Source organism: Paenibacillus sp. KS1 (assembly GCF_001680695.1).
Lineage (GTDB): Bacteria > Bacillota > Bacilli > Paenibacillales > Paenibacillaceae > Paenibacillus_B > Paenibacillus_B suaedae.
This window is the reverse complement of record NZ_MAIS01000006.1, coordinates 1-23,325: the sequence shown is the minus strand read 5'-3', so window position 1 is coordinate 23,325 and position 23,325 is coordinate 1. Positions and strand designations below refer to the sequence as shown.

Below are 23,325 nucleotides of genomic sequence, written 5' to 3'. Positions count from 1 at the left end.
AGTGAATGATGTACAGTTAGATGAGTTTCTGTTGATATCCAAACATCGACTGGTTTCCCACTATCAAGTAAAGCTGTTGTCATGTCTTCAATGCATTTCACCTGAAATGCTGTGGGATCAGGAGTCAGAGGGTGAAAATTGTATTGGCAGCATTGTGCTGCATATCATCGCGCACGTCGACCGCAATACGAAGCGGCTCTCGAACCCTGATACCCGCTTCGATCAGGCCATCGACATACAGCCTATCATTCTGGGCAAGTCATAGACCGTGTACAGCGGAGAATAGGCACGCGGTTTCAATTTGTGCAGCAAGGGCTGAATGAAAAGGCGCTGCGGCAAAGGGTCGAAAATGAACTGGAAGTTCGAAAAGCAAAGAACACGGCTACATAACTATTTTTCTTTTCCAAATATACTGAAGAGGGTGACGTAAAATGAGCAATTCACGCAAAGGGATAGCAGGAAAAAGAATATACTTACGTCCATTTACTGGTGACGACATAGATTGGTACTATGAGGCATTACTCCAACAGGAGTCTAACCGATTGACGGGTACGAAAAAGTTGTTTTCCAGAGAAGTACTGCGAAACTATTTGGATACAATTGCATCTGACCGTGAACGGGCACAGTTCGTTATCGCGCTGCAGGAGGATGATCGGCCGATTGGAGAAATTGCGATTATGGATATGGATCCATCGAATCGGAGCGGTCATATTCGTATCGCGATATTCGCTGAAGAGGACTGCGGGCAAGGGTACGGTTCGGAAGCAATGATTCTTATGTTGGATTACGGCTTCGGTATGCTGAACCTCAATCGAATTGAATTGGTTGTATTTTCATACAATGCAAGGGCAGTCCGAGCCTACGAGAAGATTGGGTTTGTACAAGAGGGGATTCAGAGAGAAGCACTTTACTACAATCATGAATATCACGACTCTATTATGATGAGTATACTAGCGCGAGAATTTCGGGAGAGACATGGCGTTTCAGCAGGAGCGTCATCATCTGTCTGAAGTATCGTGATATAATTTACGAGAACAGTTATTTTGGCTATCGTAGGAGATGATAAGTTGGATACGAAGTGGGAATATCGTACGATCAAATATAAGACAGGAGGATTTCTGGGCGGCAAGGTCGATGAAGATGGCTTCGAGCAAATGCTGAATGAAGCCGGCTACGAAGGATGGGAGTTAGTGTCCTGCTTCGACACGAGCACCACCCATGGTCAGTCCAGAGATATCATTGCTGTATTCAAGCGAAAAGTCTATTTGTAAGGTACATATTGAAAGTTGGCCCAGTCCTGGATTCTCATAAAACCTCGACTGGGCTTAGGGGCATCTCGCAGCTATATTCTCGTCGTACAGAACAATGCGCCTGCCTTGCACCTCTATCAGAAGCTTCAGTACAAAGAGGCATATCGCTATTGGTACCGTTTGCGTGGGACGCACTGATTGCAAGGGGGAGCTCTATGAAATGGTTAGCTAAACGAGAGTTCAACATTCCTCATACTGGCATCAATAAGATTGAGAAGGTTCAGATCGGTGGAATTGAACAATACATATTGGTTCAATCGATAAGAGAAGGTCTTCCTATCCTGCTTATGCTTCATGGTGGTCCTGGTCTGCCGTTGCCAGGTGTATCTTGTCGTGGAAGGGATTACGTTATCGCTACTACGACCAAGCAACTTATGGAACATTATACACTCGTTATGTGGGATCAGCGTGGTTCAGGCAAAACCTACTCCAGCGGTACGCCTCGGGCATCATTTCATGTGCAGCAATTTGTAGACGATGCACAGGAACTCATCCATTATGTAAGGAACACCTATCGATGTGAAAAGGTCACGCTTGTTGGCCATTCTTGGGGATCAATCATTGGGCTGCGGCTGGCAGCCGAAATTCCGGAGCAGATTCATGCGTATATCGGTATTTCACAGATTATAAATTGGGCTGAAAACGACAAGCTCTGTTTGGAATGGACACTGCGACAGGCGGATGCAAGAGGTATGAAAAAAGCGCGAGACGAACTGCTTCGATGTGGTGATCCCCCATATGTGGATAGTGTGGAGCAGTGGGGTACGCTTCGCAAATGGATGGGCAGATTCAACTCCATGGTGTATGAGGATGAGGATACGAAATCCCCAGGAATGAAGGCTGCTATAAGCATGTTGCTCCGCTCACCAGATTATACGCTGCGAGATGTGATAAACACGATCAATGGATTCCGAACGACTTATACGCAGCGCATGGTCGAGGAATTTGCCGAAATTCAACTGGAACACAAATTAACAAGGCTTGATATACCAGTTACATTTATACACGGCAGACATGATGTTCATGTGCATGGGCAGTTTGTAGAAACGTTTTGCGCGAAGTTGGAGGCCCCTGCTGGCAAACGGTTGATCTGGATGGATAAATCCGCTCATATGTTCCATCTTGATGATGCTCGTCGTATTGAACAGGAACTGATCGAAATCGCAATAAGGGCGTAGGTTCGTTATTGCATCCTAATGAAGCATTAAGGTGAGGCAGAGATGATACTAGAATCAGAGCGGCTGCAATTGCGGCAGATGTATGGCTTTGGATTATGGGATCTAGGGATGGCTGTTATAAAAGAATTCGTCAAGCCATATCAGATCGGAGATATGCATCTTTATCTGTATGGTGTGGAGAAATAGCGATCTTTATCATAATAAATCTCAGTTGAAGATGAGGTGTTTGGTTGAACAAGTGCTCTTACCGTATACAGTCTGAACGGCTTGTGATTAGACCGCTTGAGGGAGAAGACTACTTCGCATGGCTAGCTGGATATGAAAATAGGATGCCTGCACAGCACAAATATGATGAAGGCACCGTTGAGATGAGCAGATACACCGAAGAATGGTTTCAACTCGAGATAGACAATCATCGAAGATTGGCTGTCGAAGATAAACTATATTTTTTCGGCATCTTTCGAAAAGAAGACAACGCCCATGTAGGGGCCATCGACTTTTCTACGCTATTGCGGGATGATTTTCAATGGGCCAGATTAGGTTATATGATTCATAATCAATACTGGAGAAGGGGGTATGGAAAAGAGGCTGTAGCTGCAGCAATTACTTTTGCGTTTGAAAAACTTAATTATCATCGCATTGAGGCGCATATTAACCTTGATAATACTCCTTCAATCAAATGTGCAGAAGGGGTTGGAATGAAGTTTGAGTGTATTCGAAAAGGATTTATATATGAAAATGACGCGTGGACAGATCATCTCATCTACTACATAAATGCAAAGTAGACCAGAACAGCCAGCTTATCTTAACGAAGGAAGCATGGCTTTTTTTGTATGTACATCGGTTCCTGTTTTTAGGATAATGATTATGCCTAATTTTGGGGTTAATATTCATATTCAGCATTCTGCCTAACAACACAGCGTTCATAAAGGAGATATGAAAGAAATGGGATATATATCGGAATTGCGGAAAGTTGTAGGTACGAAGCCATTGCTTTTAGTAGGTGCCTGTGTACTCGTATTTAATGAAGCAGGCCACTTATTGCTTCAAAAGCGGGCGGATACTCTGGATTGGGGAACGATAGGCGGCGCAATGGAATTAGGGGAATCGATGGAGGAAGCGGCGCATCGCGAGCTTTATGAGGAAACGGGACTTCGTGCAGGAGGAATGAAATTTGTTACACTGTTGTCTGGATCGGATATGTACTTCCAATACCCGCACGGTGATGAAGTCTATAATGTAATTGCTGTGTATGAAGCTTTGGATGTAACGGGAACACCTGTCGTGAATGATCATGAGGGTTTGGAAGTGAAGTATTTCGCTCTTGATGAACCGATTCCAGAGTTGAATCCATTCAATGAGAAGTATTTGCGCAAGGCGGGATATATTCAGAAGTGGTAATTGAAGATGACAATCGGAAGCAAGGAGGTTGAGCATGATGCGTCATTCTAAAGTAGCATGGGGGATAGCGCTTATCTTGCTTATTACAAACTTGATCACGATAGGATGCCTTATGACAGAGAAAGAGAAAGAGAAAGAAAATGAGACAGTTGTGCAGCCTGCGTTGGATGTGTTCGAGTTAAGAGGGCAGTCAGAGCACTGGAAGCTTCGTCATTATCAGGTGATGCGAACATCGAATTCGATACGAAGAGGATCTGCATCATTGACTTACTTGGGTGACACCAAGGAAATTAAGGATTCCTCATCGTTCTATATTGAATATTACGAGAAGCATGGGGAACGCGAAGAGGGAGTTCTTACGAGTGGAATGCTAGCTACGAACGGCAGTGTGCAACTATTATCGGAATTGGATCACTTGGGCTCCACTCAAAGCGAGCCTACTGAGTTCGAGCGGAGCATGACGAAGGATGACTTCGCTGGCAGTTATGTCAAATTGCGTTGGTCAGATAGTTATGGTGAGGAGCATGTTGAAATAATTGAGCTTGAAGTGAAAGATCATACCACATTCTCATAAGTGAGTGATAGTTGTTGTTAATAATGTGCTGATGTACGAGTCAGGAGGTGTCGGTGTGAAGGCTGTTATCTTCGATTTGGATGGTACGTTATTGGATCGAGAGAGCTCATTGCTATCTTTTCTTGAGGATCAATATGTGAGATTCAGAGGCTTGCAGAAGATCGATAAGCAGGCCTTCGTGAATCGATTTGTCGAGTTGGATTGCCGGGGTTATGTATGGAAGGATGCAGTTTACCGGCAGATGATTCAGGAATGTGGGTTGGACATGTCGTGGGAGGAATTACTTGAGGATTACATCACGAATTTCCACCGACACTGCATAGGCTTTCCGAATTTGCTGGAGGTACTGGACCTCATCAAGCAGCAAGGCTTGAAGCTTGGGTTGCTATCGAATGGATATGGTCAATTTCAGTATGCGAATGTGCAGGGTCTTGGCATTGAAGCCTATTTTGACTGTATCTTGATTTCCGAGTGGGAAGGGCTACGCAAGCCAGATCCAGCTATCTTCCATCGTGCATTGTATAAACTGTCTGTTCGAGCAGAAGAAGCGATTTACGTCGGCGATCATCCGGACAATGACGTGAGGGCAAGCCGTGCAATTGGAATGACTGCAATCAAGAAGGAAGATAAGTATTATGAGATACCTGCAGAGGCGGATGCGATGATTCGAGATCTGTTGGATCTCAAAATATATTTGTAGAATTGTAGCTGGAAACTGATTTGGAGAAATCATATCATGGTAGACAGTAGATATGATTTGAATGATAGAGGAGACATGAGATTCAAGACAGTACAAGACAGTACAAGACAACAAGAATATGTGAAGGAGATCAGCGATGCTATACCATTTTAGTGAAGATTCAACCATTTCCACATTTATACCGCGTCCAGCAAAACAATCGCATATTCCGCCGGCAGTATGGGCAATAAATGAGGAGAATGCGGTTCACTATTATTTGCCCCGAGATTGTCCAAGGGTCATTTATGCAAAATCGGACATGATGAGTACGGAAGATGAAGCGAGATTCTTTGGTCACACAGTGGCAAACAAAATAATAGTGGTTGAGAATGACTGGCTCGAGCAGATAAGCAATACAACGATCTATAAATATACGTTTGAAGATTCCACTTTTCAGTTACTAGATGCGAATGCTGGGTACTATATTTCGCAACAAACGGTGAAGCCCATTCTGATTGAGCCGATGACCGATCTCATTCAGCACATCGTACAAGCCGGTGTAGAATTGCGATTTACTCCGAACCTGCACCCTATTTGCGACGCAGTGCTCGGATCTACGATTGATGCTTTTTCGATTATTCGATTTCATCATGCCAAGCCATTAGCAGCTGAATAAAGTGCAGGATGTGGCACTGAGACATTAGTCATTTCAAGTAGGGAGAACTCGATCATCAACCTCTTTGACGGGATGTCTCAGAGGAAGAGGGTTATTTACTAACGGGCGTACTGCTATCCTTTATCGCATGCCACTGTCGCTAATTAGCTTTATATTTGATACGATAACTGAAGTCATTATGAAACATCAGGAGAGACATCATATGCTAATCTACAATATCTGTTATATTCAACGCGGGAACGAGGTTCTGCTGCTTAATCGGGAGAAACCGAGCTGGATGGGGTGCTGGAATGGCATCGGCGGCAAGCTGAAAGCAGAGGAGTCTCCTCGTGAATCGATGGAACGTGAATTGATAGAAGAAACGGGAATAACGCCCACGGATTTGACATTCAAGGGTATCGTCAGTTGGATGGTGGACGGGACGAGGTTTGGCGGTATGTATTTGTACGCAGCAAGGTTAGAAGAGAGCTATACATACAATACGCCGATTAAGACAGACGAGGGCATCTTGGATTGGAAACGAGTAGATTGGATTATGGATGTTCATAATCAAGGAGTCGCCTCTAATATGCCCCAAGTTCTTCAGGGCATGAGAAGCGATATGTACTGCTACGATTATCACTGCATATTTGAAAAAGGGGAGCTGCTGGACATGATCGCAATTCAGATTGATCCAGCATTGGAATGGGACGAGGTACAGCGAGGGGCGTATTTGGAGAAATATGCTGTTATGATCCATTCCACATAAACAATAATTGAAATGTGATCGTTAATACCTAACTGCTAAACGCTGGGGCGTTACGAGATTATAAAGCCAAAAGGCACTGCATTTAGGGTGTCATTGGCTATATTTTTTATCTTAAGAATCGGTCTTACGAACTGGTTCCATTCAGTCGAGTTTTTTTAAAAGATGCCGTTCATGATGCTTGGTATGTGTATGACAGCAGTCGAGAATATTAGTAGAAGGGGATAAATGCTAAAGGAGATGAACTTGCGTGAACGCATCGAATATCAATCCGTTTCTGATGTTCTTCGGCAATGCGGAAGAGGCAATCAAGCACTATACTTCCGTATTTCAACCTTCTGAGGTGATAAGCCTTGTACGACATGGAGATGCAATGCCTAATCTGGACGAAGGCGATAAGGATAAGGTGCTGCACGCCGTGTTCTCGTTGAAAGGACAGGTGTTCATGTGCATTGATAACTTGGACAAGCAGCATCGCCATGAGTTCACGCCGGCTATATCCTTATTCGTGACATGCGATTCGGAAGAAGAAATCGATCGAGTATTTCGGGAGCTGTCTGAGGAAGGACAGGTGCTGATGCCGCTTGAAGCCTCGTCTTGGAGCGCCAAATTTGCTTGGGTACAGGACAAGTTCGGTGTATCGTGGCAATTGAATCTGGCGAATACATAATTTGCATTTGCATGAGAAAGAGGAGCGGTCTCTTGAGTGGTCAGTAATTGACCTTAAGGAGAGCCGCTCCTTTTCGCTTCGTAGGGGCTCTTGGTTCAGGCTATCCTTTGTTGAACTGAATAGTGCTCACTATCTCTATGAGCTGACGCAGCCCATGCTCGATGCGATCCTCAGGCACATTCGTCACATTGATTTTCAACAAATTGCTTGCCGGGAACGAAGCTAAGTAATGCTTGTCGATCGATTCGAGATGAATCGATTTCTTTTGTGCATCCGAAATAAGCCGCTGCACAGGCAGTCTGTCATGCAGTTCCAGATGGGTATGCACCGTTAGATGGGATGAAGCGCTTGGGATTGCGAAATGTTCATGCTGCTGAAGGGAGATATCACGCAATACTGCCTGCATGAGCTGCGACCTTCTGGCATACGAGGTGCGTATTTTCTCGCGATGATGCTCGAACATGCCGCTCTTTAAGTAGATTTCGAGCGCTCCCTGCGATAGCATGGAACTGTCAATATCCTGTGTTCGTTTATACCGATTGAACGTCTGGATTAGTACATCTGGAATCACAGCCACCCCAATGCGGAGCCCTGGAAAAATAATCTTCGAGTAGCTCTTCAAGTAAATGACATGCCCAGATTGATCGTACGCATATAGTGGATCGGACTTCGGATTGTGTTCCAAATCGGCCAAATAATCATCCTCGACGATATAGACGTCGTATTTGCGTGCGAGGGCAGCGATTCGCTTCCTTTCTTCGGTACGGTAGGAAGATCCAAGCGGATTATGGAATCTTGGTATCGTATAAAAAAACTTAATGTCCTCCGTACGGAATATTCGTTCTAGTTCGTCCATATCGATGCCTTGCTCCGTTCGGCGAATGCCCATTACAGGAAGTTGATGCGTTTGCAGATGTTCGACCAGCAGATGATAACAAGGCTGTTCAATAAGAATCATCCTTTTTTGGTTCGGAAAAGGCATGGTACAAAGTATGGAGAGGGCTTGCTGCACCCCTGATACAATGAAGATGTTGGACAGCTGTGTAAACACCTGATAATTGGCGAGATGCCGCTGCATGAGTGCAAGTAGAGATGGCAGCCCTTGAGAGGTCCCATAGATGAATAGATCATTTTTGTAGGTATCGATCGCTTTATTGATGCAGTGCTGGAAATCCAAGTATGGGAACACGCCAGGGTCAGGCGCGGCGGAGACAAAATCGATGATCTCCTGCTTCTTGTAATCTGCTTGATTTCGTGTCCGAACAACGTAATAGCCGCTCTTCGCCACCGAATAGATGAGATGTCTTTCTTCCAAATCATGCAGTGCCCGAATGATCGTGCTCTTATTGACTCCATATTGAATGGCAAGCTCGCGAATGGAAGGAAGTTTATCCCCGTCGTTCAAGGTGTGCTTCTCCAGATTGCGCTCCAAATTCTGAATGACCTGCTCGAATTTATACATCGTTCTCCATTCACCTCGAATCTGTACCGGTACAGATGCTAATTTTCTTGATTGTAGCATAGTGCTGCAGCAATTAACATGGTTGTAGGGCCTTCAGTAACCAATTGCTTGCAAGCAAGGAAGAGAGGAAGAGATCATGAATCATTCAGCTGTAAAAAAAGCGTATATCGCCGCTATCCTAAATACACTGATTATTGGATTTTCCTTTGTTTTTGTAAAAATAGCGCTGCAAAGCGTAAACTCGCTAGACATGCTTGCCTATCGATTTACGGCATCCTTTGCGGCTATCATGATCTTGATTCTGTTCGGAAGAGTAAAGCTGAACCTGCGATGGAAGGATGTTGCGACGATTGTCCCGCTGGCGGTTCTTTATCCCGGATTGTTTTTTGCCTTTCAAACCTTCGGGCTCGTCACCGTATCTGCTTCGGAGGCTGGGATTATTCAGGCGGCTGTACCGATATTCACGATGATATTCGCATCGTATTGGCTCAAGGAACATTCCACATGGCAGCAGAAAATTGCTCTGCTTTTATCGGTTTCAGGACTAATTTATATCTTTGCGATGAAAGGCGTTAACGTTGGAAATACAAGTTTATCAGGTATCTTGCTCGTCTTCCTGTCTGTTCTCTCCTTAGCGGGATACAACGTTGCTGCACGCAAGAGAACACGCAAATATGGAGTGATGGATGTAACCTTTATTATGACCTGCTTCGGATTCGTGCTCTTTAATGCGATGGCGATCTTCCAGCATATTGCCCAAGGAACGACATGGAAAGTGATGCAGCCGCTGTTCGATCCGATGTTCGTAGTCTCCATTCTCTACTTGGGCGTGTTGTCTTCTCTGATGACCGCATACTTGACGAACTATGCATTATCGAAGCTAGAGGCAGTGAAGGTAAGCGTATTTACGCAATTAGGGACGGTTGTGACGATGGGAGCAGGTGTCATGATCTTGAACGAAAGCTTGCAGTACTATCATATCGTTGGAGCTGGGCTCATCATAATCGGCGTGTTGGGCGTCAATATCCCGCTTCGTCAACGTCAACGTACAAGCAACATGAAGAAGCAGGCGTGAGATAGGGAATTTGTGAAGTGTGTAAGAAAAGCCAAAAGCACCGAACCTCGGTGCTTTTTTTTACCTGCTATAGATAGGTGCTATCTGATAGTGAAGTTGACTCCGTATATTGGAAAATTAGCTTTTGCGGCGACACGCTGTGAAGAGAAGTTGTCACAGAACGTGCTGTATAACGGGATGGCTCCGATCCTGCGAACCGCTTGAGCCCAGCTTGCAACTACGTGAGCTGCGTACCCTCTACCACGAAAGTCGTGAAGCGTTTCTAGCCCAGCCTCATGGGCATGACAAGAAATACGAACACTCCGGCATAGCGATACAATCTGCTCATGGTGAACGATTGCGACGCAAGGCTGTGCATACTCGATTTCTGAGACCAGCCACTCGAAACCGCTGTAATCCCATTTTGTTATATTTTCTTTCGTGATCGTTACTGGCTTCTCCGAACTCGCATCCGCCAAGCTGGTATCAGGTACATAGTAACAAGGCCCCATTGTGAATTGTTCAGCATGCAGGAGGCTCATATAGGATTCATAGTGCTTCGGTATTGCATGAATATCACGAATTGCGGGTTCAACTTTAATTAATGACTCCAGTTGTTCGACTACCGAGATTGGAACATCATGGCGTAATCTCCATATCGTCTTGCCATCCATGGTTCGTCCTAAGAAAAAGCGGGGAGCTGGACGCTCACCAGGCCACGGCTCGTTAATCGATCGAAGCCGCATCTTGTCATCATGCGTAAAGAGGGCTTCAGCGTGCATGTTCATAAGCTTATTAGAAGATAGCAGACTTGCTTCTGGATTTTCTTTTTCCGTTTGAATGAGTAGCACCCCCAAGTTGTTATTTATTTCATCATACCCTAATTATTCCTCTACGTGTACCTCTGCTTCCTGTTGCATCGTGATTCTAAGGAAAAGTCTTGCATAATGCTAATGCAGTACGCAGCCATCGAAGTGTTGCACCCTAGTGTGATGTTTTCAAAGAGTGGATATGGCAGTCTGTATACAGGTGGTACGAAGTAAAGAATAGCTTGTAATGAAAATTACCTTGATGGATTAGGTCTTGATTGTTATGATAGCAAAAAAATGGTAGGAAATAGCTAATAATTTCAAGAGAGGACGGTGCTGATGATGCCATATTTACATGGAAACCGCATCACATTACGCGAATATCGCAGAGAAGATTTGGAATGGATTCGGAAATGGGCAAATGATGAGGAGATAACGAATACACTGAGTGATATTTTTTTGTATCCGCATGCGGAACAAGATACGGAAGCCTTCCTAGAAATGATGATTGACAGTTCGTCTAAATCGAAAGGCTTCGTCATCGCTGATCGGCAATCGTTGGATTATATCGGTCAAATCGATTTGCATCAAATTGACTGGAAAAATCGCTCCGCCGTACTTGGCATCGTGATCGGCCGCAAAGATATGCTGGGTGCCGGTTATGGCAGAGAAGCGATTCGGCTGATGCAGAAGTTTGTATTCCACTCCTTGAATTTGAACCGGCTGGAGCTGGAGGTGTATGCATTAAATGAGCGGGCGCATCGTTGTTATATCAGCTGTGGCTTCAAGGAGGAAGGGAGACTCCGCCAGAAGATGTTCAAGGACGGAAAGTACACGGATGTTATCGTGATGAGCGTGTTGAAGGACGAATATGAGCAGATACAGCATGATGGGAACTGACCTAAAACAGCTGAAAGGTGATGCATATGGCAATGATCCCACCATGGGAGCCTGAGCAGCAGCGCTATGCGTTATCGGAACGGGTATACCTGCTGAAGGCTGATAAGATCGAATGGGGCATATACAGCTCTGTTTATTATAATGCAGAATATAACGGTTTTTTCAAGGATCAAGGATATGAGTATGAAGGATGGCGTGATCCCTTCTGGATTTATGAAGGCGAAGCTCTCATTGGTGGGGTAGTGATAGCACCCAATGTCATGTTTACACTCTTCTTCATCCCGCCATTCAGAGATGAACGGCGCATCGTGCTATTATTGAAGGAAGCGCTAATCAACTGGTCTGATCTAAGCAAGGATATTATTATATTCGAGGTACTGCCAGATCAGGTTGAGCTGCTAGGTAGGGCTGGCTTCTGGCCATCAGCATTCAGATGCCGCTGGATGCAGCGGCCAACCGAAGCTTTTGTAATCACGTGGGAAGATTGCTTTGTTGTGGAGACTACAGAAATGATCCAGCAGGATGGCATCAATCAACTGCGGAACGAGAATGACATTGCGAGGCTCTTATATCGAAGTTTTGCCGGTGCAGGTTCGATAGATGCCATTCGCAGACAGCAGACGGATATGCAATTCTATCAAGAGGATATCCGCGAATATGTGTCTTACACGAATGACTTGGTAAGGAACGCCTCGACGATCGTTGTCGATAGTCATACGAATGAAGTGGTAGGCGCATGTCTCGTGTCCATGCAAGGAAGCTACCCAGCTATTTATAATATTGCCGTGCATCCTTCCTATTCGGGGCAGGGGATTGCTACAAGAATGCTTCAAACGGCATTATCTAATTTGAAAGGGCACTATCCTGTTCTAAGACTGTATGTGATGCAGGGGAATACAGCGGAATCGGTATACTACAATCTTGGTTTTATGCCTGGGCCAATAGAGGTTCAGCGCATGTATATTCCAGCACAAACTGATCGATTAGATAGCAATCGTACATAACTGTCAGCAACTCCTAACAGGGTAGGCGAATCGCTAGATTCGCCTCCTGTGCATTTTTGCATGATCACACATTTCCGGGATGAACGATGAATACTAACAAAGGTGGCGAGAAATAGACATGAAGGTGCAGGGATTGAACCATCTATGCTTCTCTGTTTCTGATTTGGAGCGCTCGATTGCATTTTATGAGCATATTCTTGAGGCGAAATTAGTCGTGAAGGGGCGCAAGCTGGCATACTTCGATTTACATGGATTATGGATTGCGTTAAATGAAGAGCAAGACGTACCACGCGATGAGATTCACCCTACCTATACCCACATTGCTTTTACCGTAAGCGAACATGATATTGATGAGATAAAGACGAAGCTTGTCCAATACGGTGCCCGAATACTGCCTGGAAGAGAGCGCGATGAGCGGGATAAGCGGTCGATCTATTTCACAGACCCAGACGGACACCGATTTGAATTCCACTCCGGTCAATTGGCGGATCGCTTGGATTATTACAAGGACACGATGCCGCATATGACTTTTTTGGAATGAATGAATCCATATTCAACTAATACTATTTAGAGAGATTATTTCGGTTGCTCGCTAAAAGAGAAGGATGTCGCCTATATTGAGAATGTCATAAAGGAAATAAGCGCTGCATCAAGACTAGTCAGAAGAGGTAATGATCATTATCTGATTAGATAGGGAGTGTTTTTTTACCCATGCGAACGCTGAAGAGCTTTATGAAGATGGTGCTTGAATTGATGTTGGGGTTATATTATGGCATATTTCGCCGAGGAGAGCACTACGACAAGGAGACGGAACATCTACGTGGTGTCCGCTATGGTGTATTTATTGCTAGTTTGCTTATCGTATTGGTTATCATCGCGATGTTTGTGTATCCGAGCAGTTTGTAACATACAAGGGAGCGTACAGCATTGGTGAATATACAACCTGAGATTGAAACTATTCTGAATCGATATATCAAGTTAATTGACGAATATAAGCAGGATTGGCTAGAGGGTTTGTATGTCTATGGCTCAATTGCGTTAGGGGATTATTCGTTATCATTAAGCGATATTGACTTCATTGCGATCACTCGTGAACGACTGAATGCAGATGAGATCAGACAAATGGCTATTATTCATGCGAAAGTAAGGCGGTTTGCTCCAAAGCCTAATATGAACGGGATCTACTTGACTTGGGAGGATATAAGCAAGTTGCCTCATGAAATTGCGTCGTTTCCCTATTATTGTGATGGGAAGATGAACCGAGCAGGTTATTTCGAGCTCAATCCTGTGACCTGGTATGAAATGAAGCATCACGGCCTAGCAATTGTTGGGCCGCCTGTGGCTGAATTGGATATTCCCTTAGATATGAACTTGTTCTTGTCTGACATGCATGAGAATTTGAACACCTATTGGGCGAATTGGATACAAAGGTCAACACCGTTCTTGTCTATTCATTCCTTCCTGCTGCTCAATCGTGCTCAAATTGCGTGGGGGGTACTTGGTGTAACCAGACAGTGGTATACGTTCCGTGAAAGAGCGATTGTGAGTAAGGCTGGAGCGGGGGAATATGCATTGAGCATAGTTCCTGCGCGGTGGCATAAGATTCTGCAAGAATCGATCAACGAAAGACGAGGCATCGGGGAGTCTCTCTATGCTTCGAAGTGGGAGAGGAAGCGGGATGCCTTGGCGTATATGACTTATTTGATGAATGAGTGCAACCATTTGTTCGATAATGAGCCTAGCAGTGTAATTTGATTGGTAACGCAATTATAATATCGATGTATTTCTGAAGATTCGGGGTCACGGAGGAGTGAACTCGAGTCTTTTTTATTTTTCTCTATGATAATCATTATCAATGCTATATAATGACATAGATTGTTGATTATGATTATACTGACATAGAGAAATGAGGGAATCGATTGCTGCGAAGGTTTTTCTCCTATTACCGTCCTTACATGGGGCTGTTCTTCTTAGACTTTACCTGTGCGGTATTCGTCGCATTACTTGAGCTCGGGTTCCCGCTGGCAGTGAACCAGGTTGTGGACAAGCTGCTGCCAACGGGGAACTGGACGTGGATCGTATGGGCTTGCATTGGCCTGCTCGTGATCTATTTGATTAATATGGTGCTGCATTTTGTCGTCACGTACTGGGGGCATATGCTCGGCATTAACATTGAGACAGATATGCGCAAGAAAATGTTCGAGCACCTGCAGAAGCTGTCATTTCGTTTTTTCGATAACAATAAGACAGGGCAGCTGATGTCCCGCATGTCAAATGACCTCCTTGAAATCGGAGAGGTAGCCCACCATGGGCCGGAAGATTTATTCATTGCGGTGATGACACTGCTCGGCGCATTTGGTCTTATGCTAGGGTTGAACTGGAAGCTGGCCGTGTTGACGTTCGTCGTTGTTCCGTTACTATGTTCCATCACGATCTATTTCAATAAGAAGATGATGGGGACATTTCGGAGAATGATGACAGACCTTGCTGATTTCAATGCTCGCGTAGAAGACAGCATTGGCGGCATCCGCGTTGTTCAAGCCTTTGCTAACGAGACACATGAGAAGGAGTTGTTCGCAGAGAACAACGGCCGCTTCCGCAAGACGAAGCTGTTATCTTATCGCATCATGGCGTGGAATACGTCAATCAGTTATATTTTGATGCGTATTGTAACCGTATTTGTACTGCTGTGCGGTACATGGTTTGTCATTCAGAAGGAATTATCTTACGGAGAGTTTTTGGCGTTTATTTTGCTGACGAACGTATTCCTCGGCCCGATCCAGAAGATTAATACCGTGATCGAGAGTTATCCGAAAGGAATCGCAGGATTCAAGCGCTATGTAGAGATTATCGACACCGAGCCTGACGTGAAGGATAAGCCGGATGCAGTAGATGTGGGCATGCTGCGCGGCAATATTCGGTTCCAAGATGTTACGTTCGGTTACGAACAGGATCGTCCTGTTCTGCGCGGCATTAACGTTGCCATCAACGCCGGCGAGACGGTTGCCTTCGTAGGGCCGTCGGGCTCTGGCAAGACGACGCTCTGCAGTTTACTGCCGAGATTCTACGACGTACTTGAAGGCAGTATTACGGTAGATGGCGTCGATATTCGCGATTTGAAGCTGCAATCGCTGCGCAAGCAGATTGGCATCGTGCAGCAGGACGTCTTCTTGTTCGCTGGAACCATTCGTGAGAATATCTCATATGGGCGTCTTGGAGCCTCCGATAAGGATATTTGGGAAGCAGCACGGCGCGCGCGGTTGGATGACTTCATTCGTGATCAGCCGGACGGCATGAACACAGTAATTGGCGAGCGTGGGGTGAAGCTGTCGGGAGGTCAGAAGCAGCGCCTCGCCATTGCGCGTATGTTCTTGAAGAATCCGCCAATCCTTATCTTGGACGAAGCAACATCTGCACTTGATACGGAGACGGAAGCAGCTATCCAGCAGTCTCTAGCGGAATTGTCGGAGGGACGGACAACACTAGTAATCGCTCATCGCTTGGCAACGATTAAGAATGCCGATCGTATCGTAGTTGTAACCGATAAGGGAATTGTAGAACAGGGTGGTCATGACGAACTGCTTGCCGTAGGCGGCGTGTATAGCCGACTGCACAAGGCGCAATTCAGAGAATAGCATCTAATTTTATGTGCTGACCAGCATTGCTGACCATACTTGTTTATTTGTATGATAAAATGAATTGGATTTTGAAGCCTGATTCACGCATGATTGCGTTTCGAATCAGGCTTTTTGTTTTGTTCGATTAGGGTACTTGAGCACTTCCAGCAGGTGGTTGTGTGAGGACAATTTGCAATGATCATAATAGTACCTTGACTGTCATAGTACTTTGATCTATATTGTTATTGAGGAGGTGATCCTTGCATGAATGCGAAGCTGTCTTCCGATTTGCTGCGCGGCCATACGGATACAATTATTTTGAAGCTGCTGATGAGCGGAGATAAATACGGTTATGAAATATGCAAGCTGGTGCACGGTGGATCAGACGGGCAATACGAGCTGAAGGAAGCCACAATGTATTCCAGTCTGAAGCGGCTGGAATCAGAAGGAAACATTACTTCCTATTGGGGCGACGAGACGCATGGCGGTAGACGGAAGTATTACCGCATTACGGACAAAGGGCGCGTCACGTATGCAGACAATAAGCAGAATTGGGAATATGCGAAGAAAATATTAGATATTTTGATATAAGAAAGGTGGAATATGCGATGAATGAGCGACTAAGACGATACTTGGACAGCGTCTTTTCCCCATATGAAGATTTGAAGCAGATCCAGGAACTGAAGGAAGAACTGCTGTATGATTTACAGGAGAAGCTGAGCGATTTGAAGAAGGAGGGCTATGATGACGAGGCAGCCTATCTTCTAACGATTGAATCGATTGGTGAGATTTCTGAACTCATTGAGAGCATTAATTCGCAAACGGTACAGCTGCAGCAGAAGGTGGGGATGGACTTTTCGAAAAGCAACTTGGAAAACTCTGATTTCAAATCGACTTCTGTGCATGATGGACAGTTCAATTACAGCAATTTGAAAGGATCGGATTTCAGCTATTCGGATTTAACGAACAGTTCTTTCAAGTGCAGCAGCTTGGATCAGGTCAACTTTACAGGGGCAAATTTGTCAGGTGCGCAAATAGTGAAGTCAAGCGCGAGAAAAGCGATTTTCACAGATTGTATTTTCGAGAATACCACGTTCAAGTCCTCAGATTTCTCTGGCGTCAGCTTCGACAACTTAACATTCAATGGGGTTGTGTTTGATTACGCTGGATTGCGAAAGACAACATTCCGCAATGCGGTATTCAACAATGTTTCATTTAAGACAGATGTGAAGAAGACGATTTTCGACGGGGCGACGATGGATAAGCTGACTTATGCGCTGCTGAAGAGCTATAAGGCTGATTTGTCCAATGTAACGGTGCGCTAAGAAGCTTGGTGCGTGCTACGTAAAAAATAAAGAATTCATAATGTGAACTTACCTGCGGGCCATTAGGCAGCGGGTAAGTTTTTGTTATAGCCCGAAGTCTCGTAATGGAAGGAAGGAGGGGCATTCTTGAAAAAGTGGCTTACCACTGACTATTTGCTCTATGGCAGTGCAGATCAAGTCGACGTGTATCATTTGCTTCAAGAGCATCGGATTATGGAGATTCTAGAGCCGTACACACCAGTACTTATCGGTACGCTGCCCATCTCCATCCATATTCCTGGAAGTGATTTGGACATTGCTTGCGAGGTACATGATTTCACTGCATTTGAGCGGCTTGTACGCGAGCATTTTGGCTATTACGATGAATTTGATCTCGTACGTCGAACGGCTGATGGGATAGAGCGAATAAAGGTAAATTTTCGCTGTGGGAAATGGCCTGTTGAAATCTTCGGTCAGCCTATCGCTTCGGTATCTCAGAATGGATTTCGGCATATGGAAATTGAAGATTGTCTGCTTCGCAAATATGGTGAATCGTTCCGCAAGGAAGTGATCAGCTTGAAACAGCGGGGTATGAAGACCGAGCCTGCCTTCGCACTGCTTCTTCAGCTTGATGGCGATCCCTATGAACAATTACTTCGAATCGATTGTGATTAACTTCATAGACAATCATGCTGCTGATTGCTAGAAATGATACATATGTAACATTTGGCAAAGATAATAGGGGGGCAAGTCACAGCATGAGTGGAAAATCAGTTGCACCAGTCAGTCAAGATTATATCATCGAGCAGGTCAAAGAGAAGTATAGCTGTACCGTCTTGAAATGCGAAGGACGTCCTGTGCTTGAATTCAAATCCGAACAGGAACTTCATGAAATTACGGATTATGTGCAGCACAACTTCGAAATGGAATTAATGGATGTATTTTTTACGGCCATTGAGAGTTTGCAGCCAGAAGAGTAGGAAGCTCATATGGGGAGGATTATCTACCAACCCTCCCATGTTGTATAAGGCTAAGAAATGCGATTTTGCAGCATGTTACAGTGGAGTGGAAAGACTGCAAAAAGACACCAATTGATGCCAAAATGAATTTTTTTGTGATAAATGACCGGGTAGCAATGTGTTTTGGTGTACAATAAGATATATTACGTCATTACGCAGCTATTGAGGTGTAGAAATATGATTATTTTGAAAAGTCAGCAAGAAATCGATGCAATGCGCGAATCGGGGAGACTGCTTGCGCAGGTGCATCAAGAGCTCGCAGGTATGATTAAGCCTGGCGTGACCACACATGAGATCGATCAGTTCGTGGAGCGCTATTTGCATAAGCATGGTGCAACGCCTGAACAGAAGGGATATCACGGCTTTCCGTTTGCGACATGCGCATCTGTGAATGATGTGATCTGTCACGGGTTCCCGAACAAAGAGCCATTGAAGGATGGCGACATCGTAACCATTGATATGGTCGTAAATTTGAATGGCGCTCTGTCTGATTCAGCGTGGAGCTACCGTGTCGGTGAAGTATCGGAGCAGGCAGACAAATTGCTCACCGTTACGGAGAAATGCTTGTATCTCGGCATCGAGCAGGCGGTTCCAGGCAATCGACTCGGAGATGTCGGACATGCGATTCAATCCTATGCAGAAGCAAATGGATTCTCGGTAGTAAGAGACTTCATCGGCCATGGTATAGGCAAGGATATGCATGAGGAGCCGCAAGTACCGCACTATGGTTCTCCAAATCGCGGCATTCGCTTGAAGGAAGGCATGGTCATTACGATCGAACCGATGCTGAATACGGGCCGCTACCATGTGAAGCTCGACAGCGACGGTTGGACTGCACGTACAGCTGACGGCGGTTTGTCGGCGCAATATGAGCATACGATTGCGATTACGAAGGATGGCCCAGTCATTCTGACAACCTTATAAGTGGAAACAGCTGCGAGCAGTTGTTACACGCGTCATGTATGTGAGCATGTGCAAGCGCCCTCTGGTGGAGATCATCCCATTTAGAGGGCGCTTTCTCTTTTTGTATCCCGGTTAATTTATATGTTGAAGGATTTGTCAGAGTGATTATAGAATGGATATATCTGTCTATCGCGAAAAGGGGGATCAATCATGATACATATACAGACAGTTGCACGAACTCAACTTGATGAGTTGGCGGAGTTATATACGGAGCTCGATGACAGTGAGACGAACATTGAAAGGCTAAGAGAACGATTTACTGCGCTGCAATCGAACCCGGACTATACATTCATAGGTGCAGTAGATGATTCCGGCAAGCTTGTCGGCTCCGTAATGGGGATTCGCTGCTATGACTTAACAGGTCAATGTCGCTCGTTCATGGTGCTGGAAAATATGATCGTCAGCAAAAGCTATCATCGAAAAGGCATTGGACAACTCCTCGTAGATGCGATTGAGAAAATTGCCATAGAAAGCGACTGTCATAGTGTCGTTCTTTTATCAAGTGCGTGGAGAACGGATGCGCATCAATTTTATGAGAAGCTTGGATTTACGAAGGATGCGGCATATGGCTTTATTAAGCCATTGAATTAAGCAATGACGCAAGAGAAGGAAGAGATCTTGCAACGACTTCGCAATTAAAGGGGGATGTCGATGAAATCGTATCGGACGAACAGCAGCGATGGTGTAGGCATACATGTTCTGGATACGTTGGATGAAGCAGATCTGTCTATTACCCCATTGCTTATTTGCCCGGGATTGTCCGAGACCGCGGAGGAATTTGAAGCACTTATGGAATTCTTGCTTCCACGAAGATGTGTGGCATTGTCGTTCCGTGGACGAGGACATAGTGACACACCGCTCACTGGATATGGCTTGGAGGAGCATGTGGCCGATATCGAGAAGGTTGTACAGACCGCTGGATTGATTCAATATCACATGTACAGCCACTCAAGAGGAGTATCCTATGCGTTGGGGTATGCGAGAGCAGAAAAGCCGCATATACGCAGTCTGCTGCTTGATGATTATCCGCCTGAGCATCGGGCCATGAGCGAAGCGTGGGCCGAAGAATACTTACATGAATACATCATTCCGCATGAACGCTTACTGCACATTCGGCAGGAAGCGATTATCGGAATTCATCGTGATTCTGAATATGCTGCTCTTGAAATTATGCTTCCACAGCCTGTTCTAGTTATGCATGGTATGCTGGATGATTCAATGATTACGGAAGAAGATCTGAAACGTTACAAGTTGATGTGCGCGGATCTGACGGTGCGGCCCTTCGCTCACTCTGGGCATGGAATTAGAATGACGGAAGAACAAGGATTGTATGAGACGATTCGAGACTTTTTGAATCAGTGTGACAAGTGAGCAAGGGCAGGGCTCGGGAACTTTTACAACTTTTATAATCGGATCTGAGGTCGAGCTAAAAAGTTGAAAATTAAAGATAATACAGGGAGAAGGAGTGCACTGTTCCTTCTCTTTTTTATATTGGGAATAAGTCTACAATTGTTGGGAAGGTGGCTAATAAAGTTCACCGATTAGGCATAATTGAGGTGTTGATCTGCATAGCAAATAAATGGTACAATATGGCATATATTATAAATCTCTGGTGGTGTACGGATGTCAAACTTTTGGAATGCGGTCATCTCCGGCTCCAAGCAGCAGAAGATTATGCTTGGTGTTTTTGTATGCCTATTCGTCGTCACGCTCCTCGAACTTGAACTCATTGATATGATGACCATTCATTATCATTCAACGGGCAGAACATCAGGCAATGGCAACATAGGATTGATTGCAATCCTCCTATTTCTTCCGTTCTACCTCTTGTTGCTGTCCCTCATTGGTACTGCATCAGGATTCGTTTATATGAATCGGTTGAGTAATAAGAAGTCCAACAGCGGTTTTCTCATTTTCCTCATTGGAATATCGATTGGATTAGGACTGGTACAGCGCTTTGTGTTTATGAGAGAGGGCGTACCTGATGATGTTTCGGACAATTCCTTATTGGATTATTTGCTCACTCCGTATATGAATTCTGCTTTCTTCAATCTATTCACGTATTTATTAGGGATTATTTTCACGATTGTGTTCAGTTACTTCATTGCACTTCTCATTCATTCCCTCCGTAACAAGCAGGAAGTAGCGGAACATGGTTCTCAATAGAAGAATAACTTGTCTTTGTTGCCCTATGATGCGCTCTACAGGCAAGCAAAGGTGAAGAAGCACACCTCAGACTTCCACAACAAACAACTCGTTCTTTCTTTACACACGAAATGATATTTTTGCCCACAACATGTGATTTTTCCATTTTTATATGTGCATGACAGTGCTCCAACTATTCTTGATCTTCCAAGTTCATCGGATGTCTTCGATGGATTGGTTCATCGTGCAGGTAGTAGTTATTCCTCGTTTTGTGAGTTGGAGGTATGAATTTCAGGATGAGGATCATATGGATGACTGTATTGTGTTTTTGTGTCATGTTGTCCACAATCGGCTGCTCGTCAACAGAATTGCAGCAGTACACGAAGTTGGCCGAAGCATTTAAGCAAGCACAATACGATGTACCTGATTATACGCAAATTACAGGACATGTGGATCAGCTCCTCGGGAGATACGAGAGGATTAAGCCTTTCCTGACCCGAGAGACATATAACCAACTGTATCGAAACCGAACTCTGGCCATTGCGTTAGGTACAGCCAAGAAACAGCAATGCAATATCGAAGTGACTTCATTTCAGCTACAAGAACAATCTGAGACTGAGGCTGAACCTAAGACGGTGAAGTCAATGTCATTTACGTATTCCATGACCATGCAGCTGCGTGATGCACAGGGAGAGCTGATTGAAGTGATCGAAGTGCCGGCAGGTCAGATGGATTTTGCAATCCAGGATGGGGGATTGTTCATATTGAGTGATCGGGATGGGGAGCCATTAATGAGCAAGTACAACTAGGAGGTTGATTGTCATGATTATTAAAATGCAAACGGACGTATATCGTTCGATTGCACAAGACTCGCTGGGCTGGAAGATGATTGAGCCTATTATTGAGCGAATCAAGGGCAAGGACCCTATTGAGAAGTCACAGGTGTATGCTAAGTTGACCGAAGGTCAAAAGGCGCTGTTTATGTTTTTTGTGTTTCATAAGCATACGGAATCTATCGATGAGTTTTATTGGTTTGCCTCTTATTTTGTAGGTGATCTACGGGCGTGGCAGGCCTTGAAGAAGGGCATGCGGCAATTTGAGGATGAAGGCATGCTGCGCTTGTATGACCAAGTAGAAGCGTTAGTGGAGTCATACAATCGCAAGCCAGACCGATCTTGGCGCGAAGCGATCGTTGCTGATTTGGAACAAAATGAGGAACTCTACGGCAAGGTATCTCACCTTTATGAAGCGTACAAGAAGCAAGCACCAGCGACGCTTGAACACATCCATCATTATATTCAGCATAACGTAGAAGAATTTGTTGAGCTTGTAACGTAATTATCAAAAATTATTAGGCGCATATGCACACTCCCTTACTTTTAAATAGTTATTTTTTACAACATTTCCGTTATAATAATCTATGGAGTATCTAATAGAGAGGGTGCATATGAGATGAAATTTAGCGATTACACATATGTCCGACCTGATGCGAAGTTAATTGAGCAGCAAGTTAAACAATTGATCAGTTCCTTTGAAGCTGCGGAAAGCTTCGAACAGCAAGATCGCATCATGTCAGACATCAACAAGCTTCGCAGTGAATTTGATACGCAAGCGCAACTGGTATCCATTCGCCATTCGATCGATACAAATGATGAATTCTACAAAGCAGAACAAGAGTACATGGATGAAGTAGGTCCCGTTATCCAAGAATACATAACTGACTATTACCGGGCGCTAGTGAATTCGAAGTATAGAGCGGAGCTCGAGGCGAAGTGGGGCGTTCAACTGTTCCAGTTGGCTGAGAAAATGCTCAAG

At 44.8% G+C, this 23,325-nt stretch carries 31 protein-coding genes and 1 pseudogene; 30 read left to right on the top strand and 2 right to left on the bottom strand.

What is annotated here, in order from left to right:
* Nucleotide 1 precedes the first annotated feature (1 nt).
* The 12 genes from BBG47_RS03535 to BBG47_RS03485 all read left to right on the top strand — a co-directional run bounded on the left by BBG47_RS03535 (nt 2) and on the right by BBG47_RS03485 (nt 7,233).
* Complete coding sequence (locus tag BBG47_RS03535) at nt 2-265, top strand: hypothetical protein (protein WP_254659734.1); 264 nt, start codon at nt 2-4, stop codon at nt 263-265.
* Between the two features lie 166 nt (nt 266-431).
* Nucleotides 432-1,010: a GNAT family N-acetyltransferase gene (locus BBG47_RS03530; protein WP_065290540.1), complete on the top strand. Its 579-nt coding sequence runs from the start codon at nt 432-434 to the stop codon at nt 1,008-1,010.
* 57 nt (nt 1,011-1,067) lie between these two features.
* Nucleotides 1,068-1,271, top strand: a complete 204-nt coding sequence (locus BBG47_RS03525; RefSeq protein ID WP_028531552.1) for a DUF4177 domain-containing protein — start codon at nt 1,068-1,070, stop codon at nt 1,269-1,271.
* A 194-nt stretch (nt 1,272-1,465) separates the two neighbouring features.
* Nucleotides 1,466-2,488 (top strand): alpha/beta fold hydrolase, encoded by a 1,023-nt coding sequence (locus BBG47_RS03520; RefSeq protein ID WP_065290539.1) that lies wholly within the window; start codon nt 1,466-1,468, stop codon nt 2,486-2,488.
* A 42-nt stretch (nt 2,489-2,530) separates the two neighbouring features.
* Nucleotides 2,531-2,674 (top strand): hypothetical protein, encoded by a 144-nt coding sequence (locus BBG47_RS29800; RefSeq protein ID WP_175400473.1) that lies wholly within the window; start codon nt 2,531-2,533, stop codon nt 2,672-2,674.
* Between the two features lie 44 nt (nt 2,675-2,718).
* A complete protein-coding gene (locus BBG47_RS03515) occupies nt 2,719-3,273 on the top strand; it encodes a GNAT family N-acetyltransferase (protein ID WP_065290538.1) in 555 nt (184 codons plus the stop codon).
* 160 nt (nt 3,274-3,433) lie between these two features.
* The gene (locus tag BBG47_RS03510; RefSeq protein ID WP_028531548.1) at nt 3,434-3,889 is read left to right on the top strand and encodes an NUDIX hydrolase; all 456 of its coding nucleotides are present in this window, start codon (nt 3,434-3,436) and stop codon (nt 3,887-3,889) included.
* A gap of 34 nt (nt 3,890-3,923) precedes the next feature.
* The gene (locus BBG47_RS03505) at nt 3,924-4,463 is read left to right on the top strand and encodes a hypothetical protein (protein ID WP_065290537.1); all 540 of its coding nucleotides are present in this window, start codon (nt 3,924-3,926) and stop codon (nt 4,461-4,463) included.
* A gap of 55 nt (nt 4,464-4,518) precedes the next feature.
* Nucleotides 4,519-5,163, top strand: a complete 645-nt coding sequence (locus BBG47_RS03500) for an HAD-IA family hydrolase (RefSeq protein WP_368072430.1) — start codon at nt 4,519-4,521, stop codon at nt 5,161-5,163.
* Between the two features lie 136 nt (nt 5,164-5,299).
* A complete protein-coding gene (locus tag BBG47_RS03495) occupies nt 5,300-5,818 on the top strand; it encodes a DUF6886 family protein (RefSeq protein ID WP_065290535.1) in 519 nt (172 codons plus the stop codon).
* Between the two features lie 202 nt (nt 5,819-6,020).
* Entirely contained in the window at nt 6,021-6,566 is a 546-nt protein-coding gene (locus BBG47_RS03490; protein WP_065290534.1) for an NUDIX hydrolase, read from the top strand.
* A gap of 247 nt (nt 6,567-6,813) precedes the next feature.
* On the top strand, nt 6,814-7,233 hold the full coding sequence (locus tag BBG47_RS03485) for a VOC family protein (protein ID WP_083189060.1): 420 nt from the start codon (nt 6,814-6,816) through the stop codon (nt 7,231-7,233).
* Between the two features lie 100 nt (nt 7,234-7,333).
* Here BBG47_RS03485 and BBG47_RS03480 read toward each other — a convergent pair whose 3' ends face one another.
* Nucleotides 7,334-8,695, bottom strand: coding sequence for an aminotransferase-like domain-containing protein (locus BBG47_RS03480; RefSeq protein WP_065290533.1), 1,362 nt, complete (start codon nt 8,693-8,695; stop codon nt 7,334-7,336).
* Between the two features lie 136 nt (nt 8,696-8,831).
* Between BBG47_RS03480 and BBG47_RS03475 the strand changes: the two genes are divergently transcribed.
* Entirely contained in the window at nt 8,832-9,770 is a 939-nt protein-coding gene (locus BBG47_RS03475; RefSeq protein ID WP_065290532.1) for a DMT family transporter, read from the top strand.
* An 80-nt stretch (nt 9,771-9,850) separates the two neighbouring features.
* Here the strand turns inward: BBG47_RS03475 and aac(2')-IIb are convergent, their stop codons facing one another.
* Entirely contained in the window at nt 9,851-10,600 is a 750-nt protein-coding gene (gene aac(2')-IIb / locus BBG47_RS03470; RefSeq protein ID WP_368072431.1) for a kasugamycin N-acetyltransferase AAC(2')-IIb, read from the bottom strand.
* A gap of 300 nt (nt 10,601-10,900) precedes the next feature.
* On the opposite strand from aac(2')-IIb, the gene BBG47_RS03465 reads away from it, so the two are divergent.
* The 17 genes and pseudogenes from BBG47_RS03465 to BBG47_RS03385 form a co-directional block, all read left to right on the top strand.
* Complete coding sequence (locus BBG47_RS03465) at nt 10,901-11,458, top strand: GNAT family N-acetyltransferase (protein ID WP_065290617.1); 558 nt, start codon at nt 10,901-10,903, stop codon at nt 11,456-11,458.
* Between the two features lie 26 nt (nt 11,459-11,484).
* Nucleotides 11,485-12,462 (top strand): GNAT family N-acetyltransferase, encoded by a 978-nt coding sequence (locus BBG47_RS03460; protein WP_251484557.1) that lies wholly within the window; start codon nt 11,485-11,487, stop codon nt 12,460-12,462.
* 118 nt (nt 12,463-12,580) lie between these two features.
* A complete protein-coding gene (gene fosB / locus BBG47_RS03455; protein ID WP_065290531.1) occupies nt 12,581-13,003 on the top strand; it encodes a metallothiol transferase FosB in 423 nt (140 codons plus the stop codon).
* Nucleotides 13,004-13,173: 170 nt separating this feature from the next.
* Nucleotides 13,174-13,368, top strand: a complete 195-nt coding sequence (locus BBG47_RS03450; protein WP_065290530.1) for a hypothetical protein — start codon at nt 13,174-13,176, stop codon at nt 13,366-13,368.
* Nucleotides 13,369-13,392: 24 nt separating this feature from the next.
* Nucleotides 13,393-14,217, top strand: coding sequence for a nucleotidyltransferase domain-containing protein (locus BBG47_RS03445; protein WP_065290615.1), 825 nt, complete (start codon nt 13,393-13,395; stop codon nt 14,215-14,217).
* Between the two features lie 164 nt (nt 14,218-14,381).
* Complete coding sequence (locus BBG47_RS03440; RefSeq protein WP_065290529.1) at nt 14,382-16,097, top strand: ABC transporter ATP-binding protein; 1,716 nt, start codon at nt 14,382-14,384, stop codon at nt 16,095-16,097.
* Nucleotides 16,098-16,343: 246 nt separating this feature from the next.
* A complete protein-coding gene (locus BBG47_RS03435; RefSeq protein ID WP_065290528.1) occupies nt 16,344-16,670 on the top strand; it encodes a PadR family transcriptional regulator in 327 nt (108 codons plus the stop codon).
* Between the two features lie 17 nt (nt 16,671-16,687).
* The gene (locus BBG47_RS03430; RefSeq protein ID WP_021255091.1) at nt 16,688-17,404 is read left to right on the top strand and encodes a pentapeptide repeat-containing protein; all 717 of its coding nucleotides are present in this window, start codon (nt 16,688-16,690) and stop codon (nt 17,402-17,404) included.
* 126 nt (nt 17,405-17,530) lie between these two features.
* Nucleotides 17,531-18,058, top strand: a complete 528-nt coding sequence (locus BBG47_RS03425) for a DUF4269 domain-containing protein (RefSeq protein ID WP_065290527.1) — start codon at nt 17,531-17,533, stop codon at nt 18,056-18,058.
* 83 nt (nt 18,059-18,141) lie between these two features.
* The gene (locus BBG47_RS03420; protein ID WP_044355742.1) at nt 18,142-18,363 is read left to right on the top strand and encodes a hypothetical protein; all 222 of its coding nucleotides are present in this window, start codon (nt 18,142-18,144) and stop codon (nt 18,361-18,363) included.
* A gap of 216 nt (nt 18,364-18,579) precedes the next feature.
* Nucleotides 18,580-19,326, top strand: a complete 747-nt coding sequence (gene map / locus BBG47_RS03415) for a type I methionyl aminopeptidase (protein WP_065290526.1) — start codon at nt 18,580-18,582, stop codon at nt 19,324-19,326.
* Nucleotides 19,327-19,515: 189 nt separating this feature from the next.
* Nucleotides 19,516-19,956 carry a GNAT family N-acetyltransferase gene (locus BBG47_RS03410; protein WP_065290525.1) on the top strand — a complete coding sequence of 147 codons (441 nt, stop codon included), beginning with the start codon at nt 19,516-19,518 and terminating at the stop codon, nt 19,954-19,956.
* 60 nt (nt 19,957-20,016) lie between these two features.
* Nucleotides 20,017-20,736, top strand: coding sequence for an alpha/beta fold hydrolase (locus BBG47_RS03405; protein ID WP_065290524.1), 720 nt, complete (start codon nt 20,017-20,019; stop codon nt 20,734-20,736).
* Between the two features lie 252 nt (nt 20,737-20,988).
* Nucleotides 20,989-21,531 (top strand): hypothetical protein, encoded by a 543-nt coding sequence (locus BBG47_RS03400; RefSeq protein ID WP_028531535.1) that lies wholly within the window; start codon nt 20,989-20,991, stop codon nt 21,529-21,531.
* Between the two features lie 290 nt (nt 21,532-21,821).
* Nucleotides 21,822-22,319, top strand: coding sequence for a Tim44 domain-containing protein (locus BBG47_RS03395; protein ID WP_065290523.1), 498 nt, complete (start codon nt 21,822-21,824; stop codon nt 22,317-22,319).
* A 13-nt stretch (nt 22,320-22,332) separates the two neighbouring features.
* Nucleotides 22,333-22,848: a hypothetical protein gene (locus BBG47_RS03390; protein ID WP_065290522.1), complete on the top strand. Its 516-nt coding sequence runs from the start codon at nt 22,333-22,335 to the stop codon at nt 22,846-22,848.
* Between the two features lie 114 nt (nt 22,849-22,962).
* Nucleotides 22,963-23,325: pseudogene (locus BBG47_RS03385) on the top strand (M3 family oligoendopeptidase); the annotation flags it as partial.

Bases quoted from the DNA above. Each gene is read 5' to 3' on its own strand.
- BBG47_RS03530 (WP_065290540.1), top strand. From the start codon at position 432: ATGAGCAATTCACGCAAAGGGATAGCAGGAAAAAGAATATACTTACGT.
- BBG47_RS03520 (WP_065290539.1), top strand. From the start codon at position 1,466: ATGAAATGGTTAGCTAAACGAGAGTTCAACATTCCTCATACTGGCATC.
- BBG47_RS29800 (WP_175400473.1), top strand. From the start codon at position 2,531: ATGATACTAGAATCAGAGCGGCTGCAATTGCGGCAGATGTATGGCTTT.
- BBG47_RS03510 (WP_028531548.1), top strand. From the start codon at position 3,434: ATGGGATATATATCGGAATTGCGGAAAGTTGTAGGTACGAAGCCATTG.
- BBG47_RS03505 (WP_065290537.1), top strand. From the start codon at position 3,924: ATGATGCGTCATTCTAAAGTAGCATGGGGGATAGCGCTTATCTTGCTT.
- BBG47_RS03495 (WP_065290535.1), top strand. From the start codon at position 5,300: ATGCTATACCATTTTAGTGAAGATTCAACCATTTCCACATTTATACCG.
- BBG47_RS03490 (WP_065290534.1), top strand. From the start codon at position 6,021: ATGCTAATCTACAATATCTGTTATATTCAACGCGGGAACGAGGTTCTG.
- BBG47_RS03480 (WP_065290533.1), bottom strand. From the start codon at position 8,695: ATGTATAAATTCGAGCAGGTCATTCAGAATTTGGAGCGCAATCTGGAG.
- BBG47_RS03475 (WP_065290532.1), top strand. From the start codon at position 8,832: ATGAATCATTCAGCTGTAAAAAAAGCGTATATCGCCGCTATCCTAAAT.
- BBG47_RS03465 (WP_065290617.1), top strand. From the start codon at position 10,901: ATGCCATATTTACATGGAAACCGCATCACATTACGCGAATATCGCAGA.
- BBG47_RS03460 (WP_251484557.1), top strand. From the start codon at position 11,485: ATGGCAATGATCCCACCATGGGAGCCTGAGCAGCAGCGCTATGCGTTA.
- fosB (WP_065290531.1), top strand. From the start codon at position 12,581: ATGAAGGTGCAGGGATTGAACCATCTATGCTTCTCTGTTTCTGATTTG.
- BBG47_RS03450 (WP_065290530.1), top strand. From the start codon at position 13,174: ATGCGAACGCTGAAGAGCTTTATGAAGATGGTGCTTGAATTGATGTTG.
- BBG47_RS03435 (WP_065290528.1), top strand. From the start codon at position 16,344: ATGAATGCGAAGCTGTCTTCCGATTTGCTGCGCGGCCATACGGATACA.
- BBG47_RS03430 (WP_021255091.1), top strand. From the start codon at position 16,688: ATGAATGAGCGACTAAGACGATACTTGGACAGCGTCTTTTCCCCATAT.
- BBG47_RS03420 (WP_044355742.1), top strand. From the start codon at position 18,142: ATGAGTGGAAAATCAGTTGCACCAGTCAGTCAAGATTATATCATCGAG.
- map (WP_065290526.1), top strand. From the start codon at position 18,580: ATGATTATTTTGAAAAGTCAGCAAGAAATCGATGCAATGCGCGAATCG.
- BBG47_RS03410 (WP_065290525.1), top strand. From the start codon at position 19,516: ATGATACATATACAGACAGTTGCACGAACTCAACTTGATGAGTTGGCG.
- BBG47_RS03405 (WP_065290524.1), top strand. From the start codon at position 20,017: ATGAAATCGTATCGGACGAACAGCAGCGATGGTGTAGGCATACATGTT.
- BBG47_RS03400 (WP_028531535.1), top strand. From the start codon at position 20,989: ATGTCAAACTTTTGGAATGCGGTCATCTCCGGCTCCAAGCAGCAGAAG.
- BBG47_RS03395 (WP_065290523.1), top strand. From the start codon at position 21,822: ATGACTGTATTGTGTTTTTGTGTCATGTTGTCCACAATCGGCTGCTCG.
- BBG47_RS03390 (WP_065290522.1), top strand. From the start codon at position 22,333: ATGATTATTAAAATGCAAACGGACGTATATCGTTCGATTGCACAAGAC.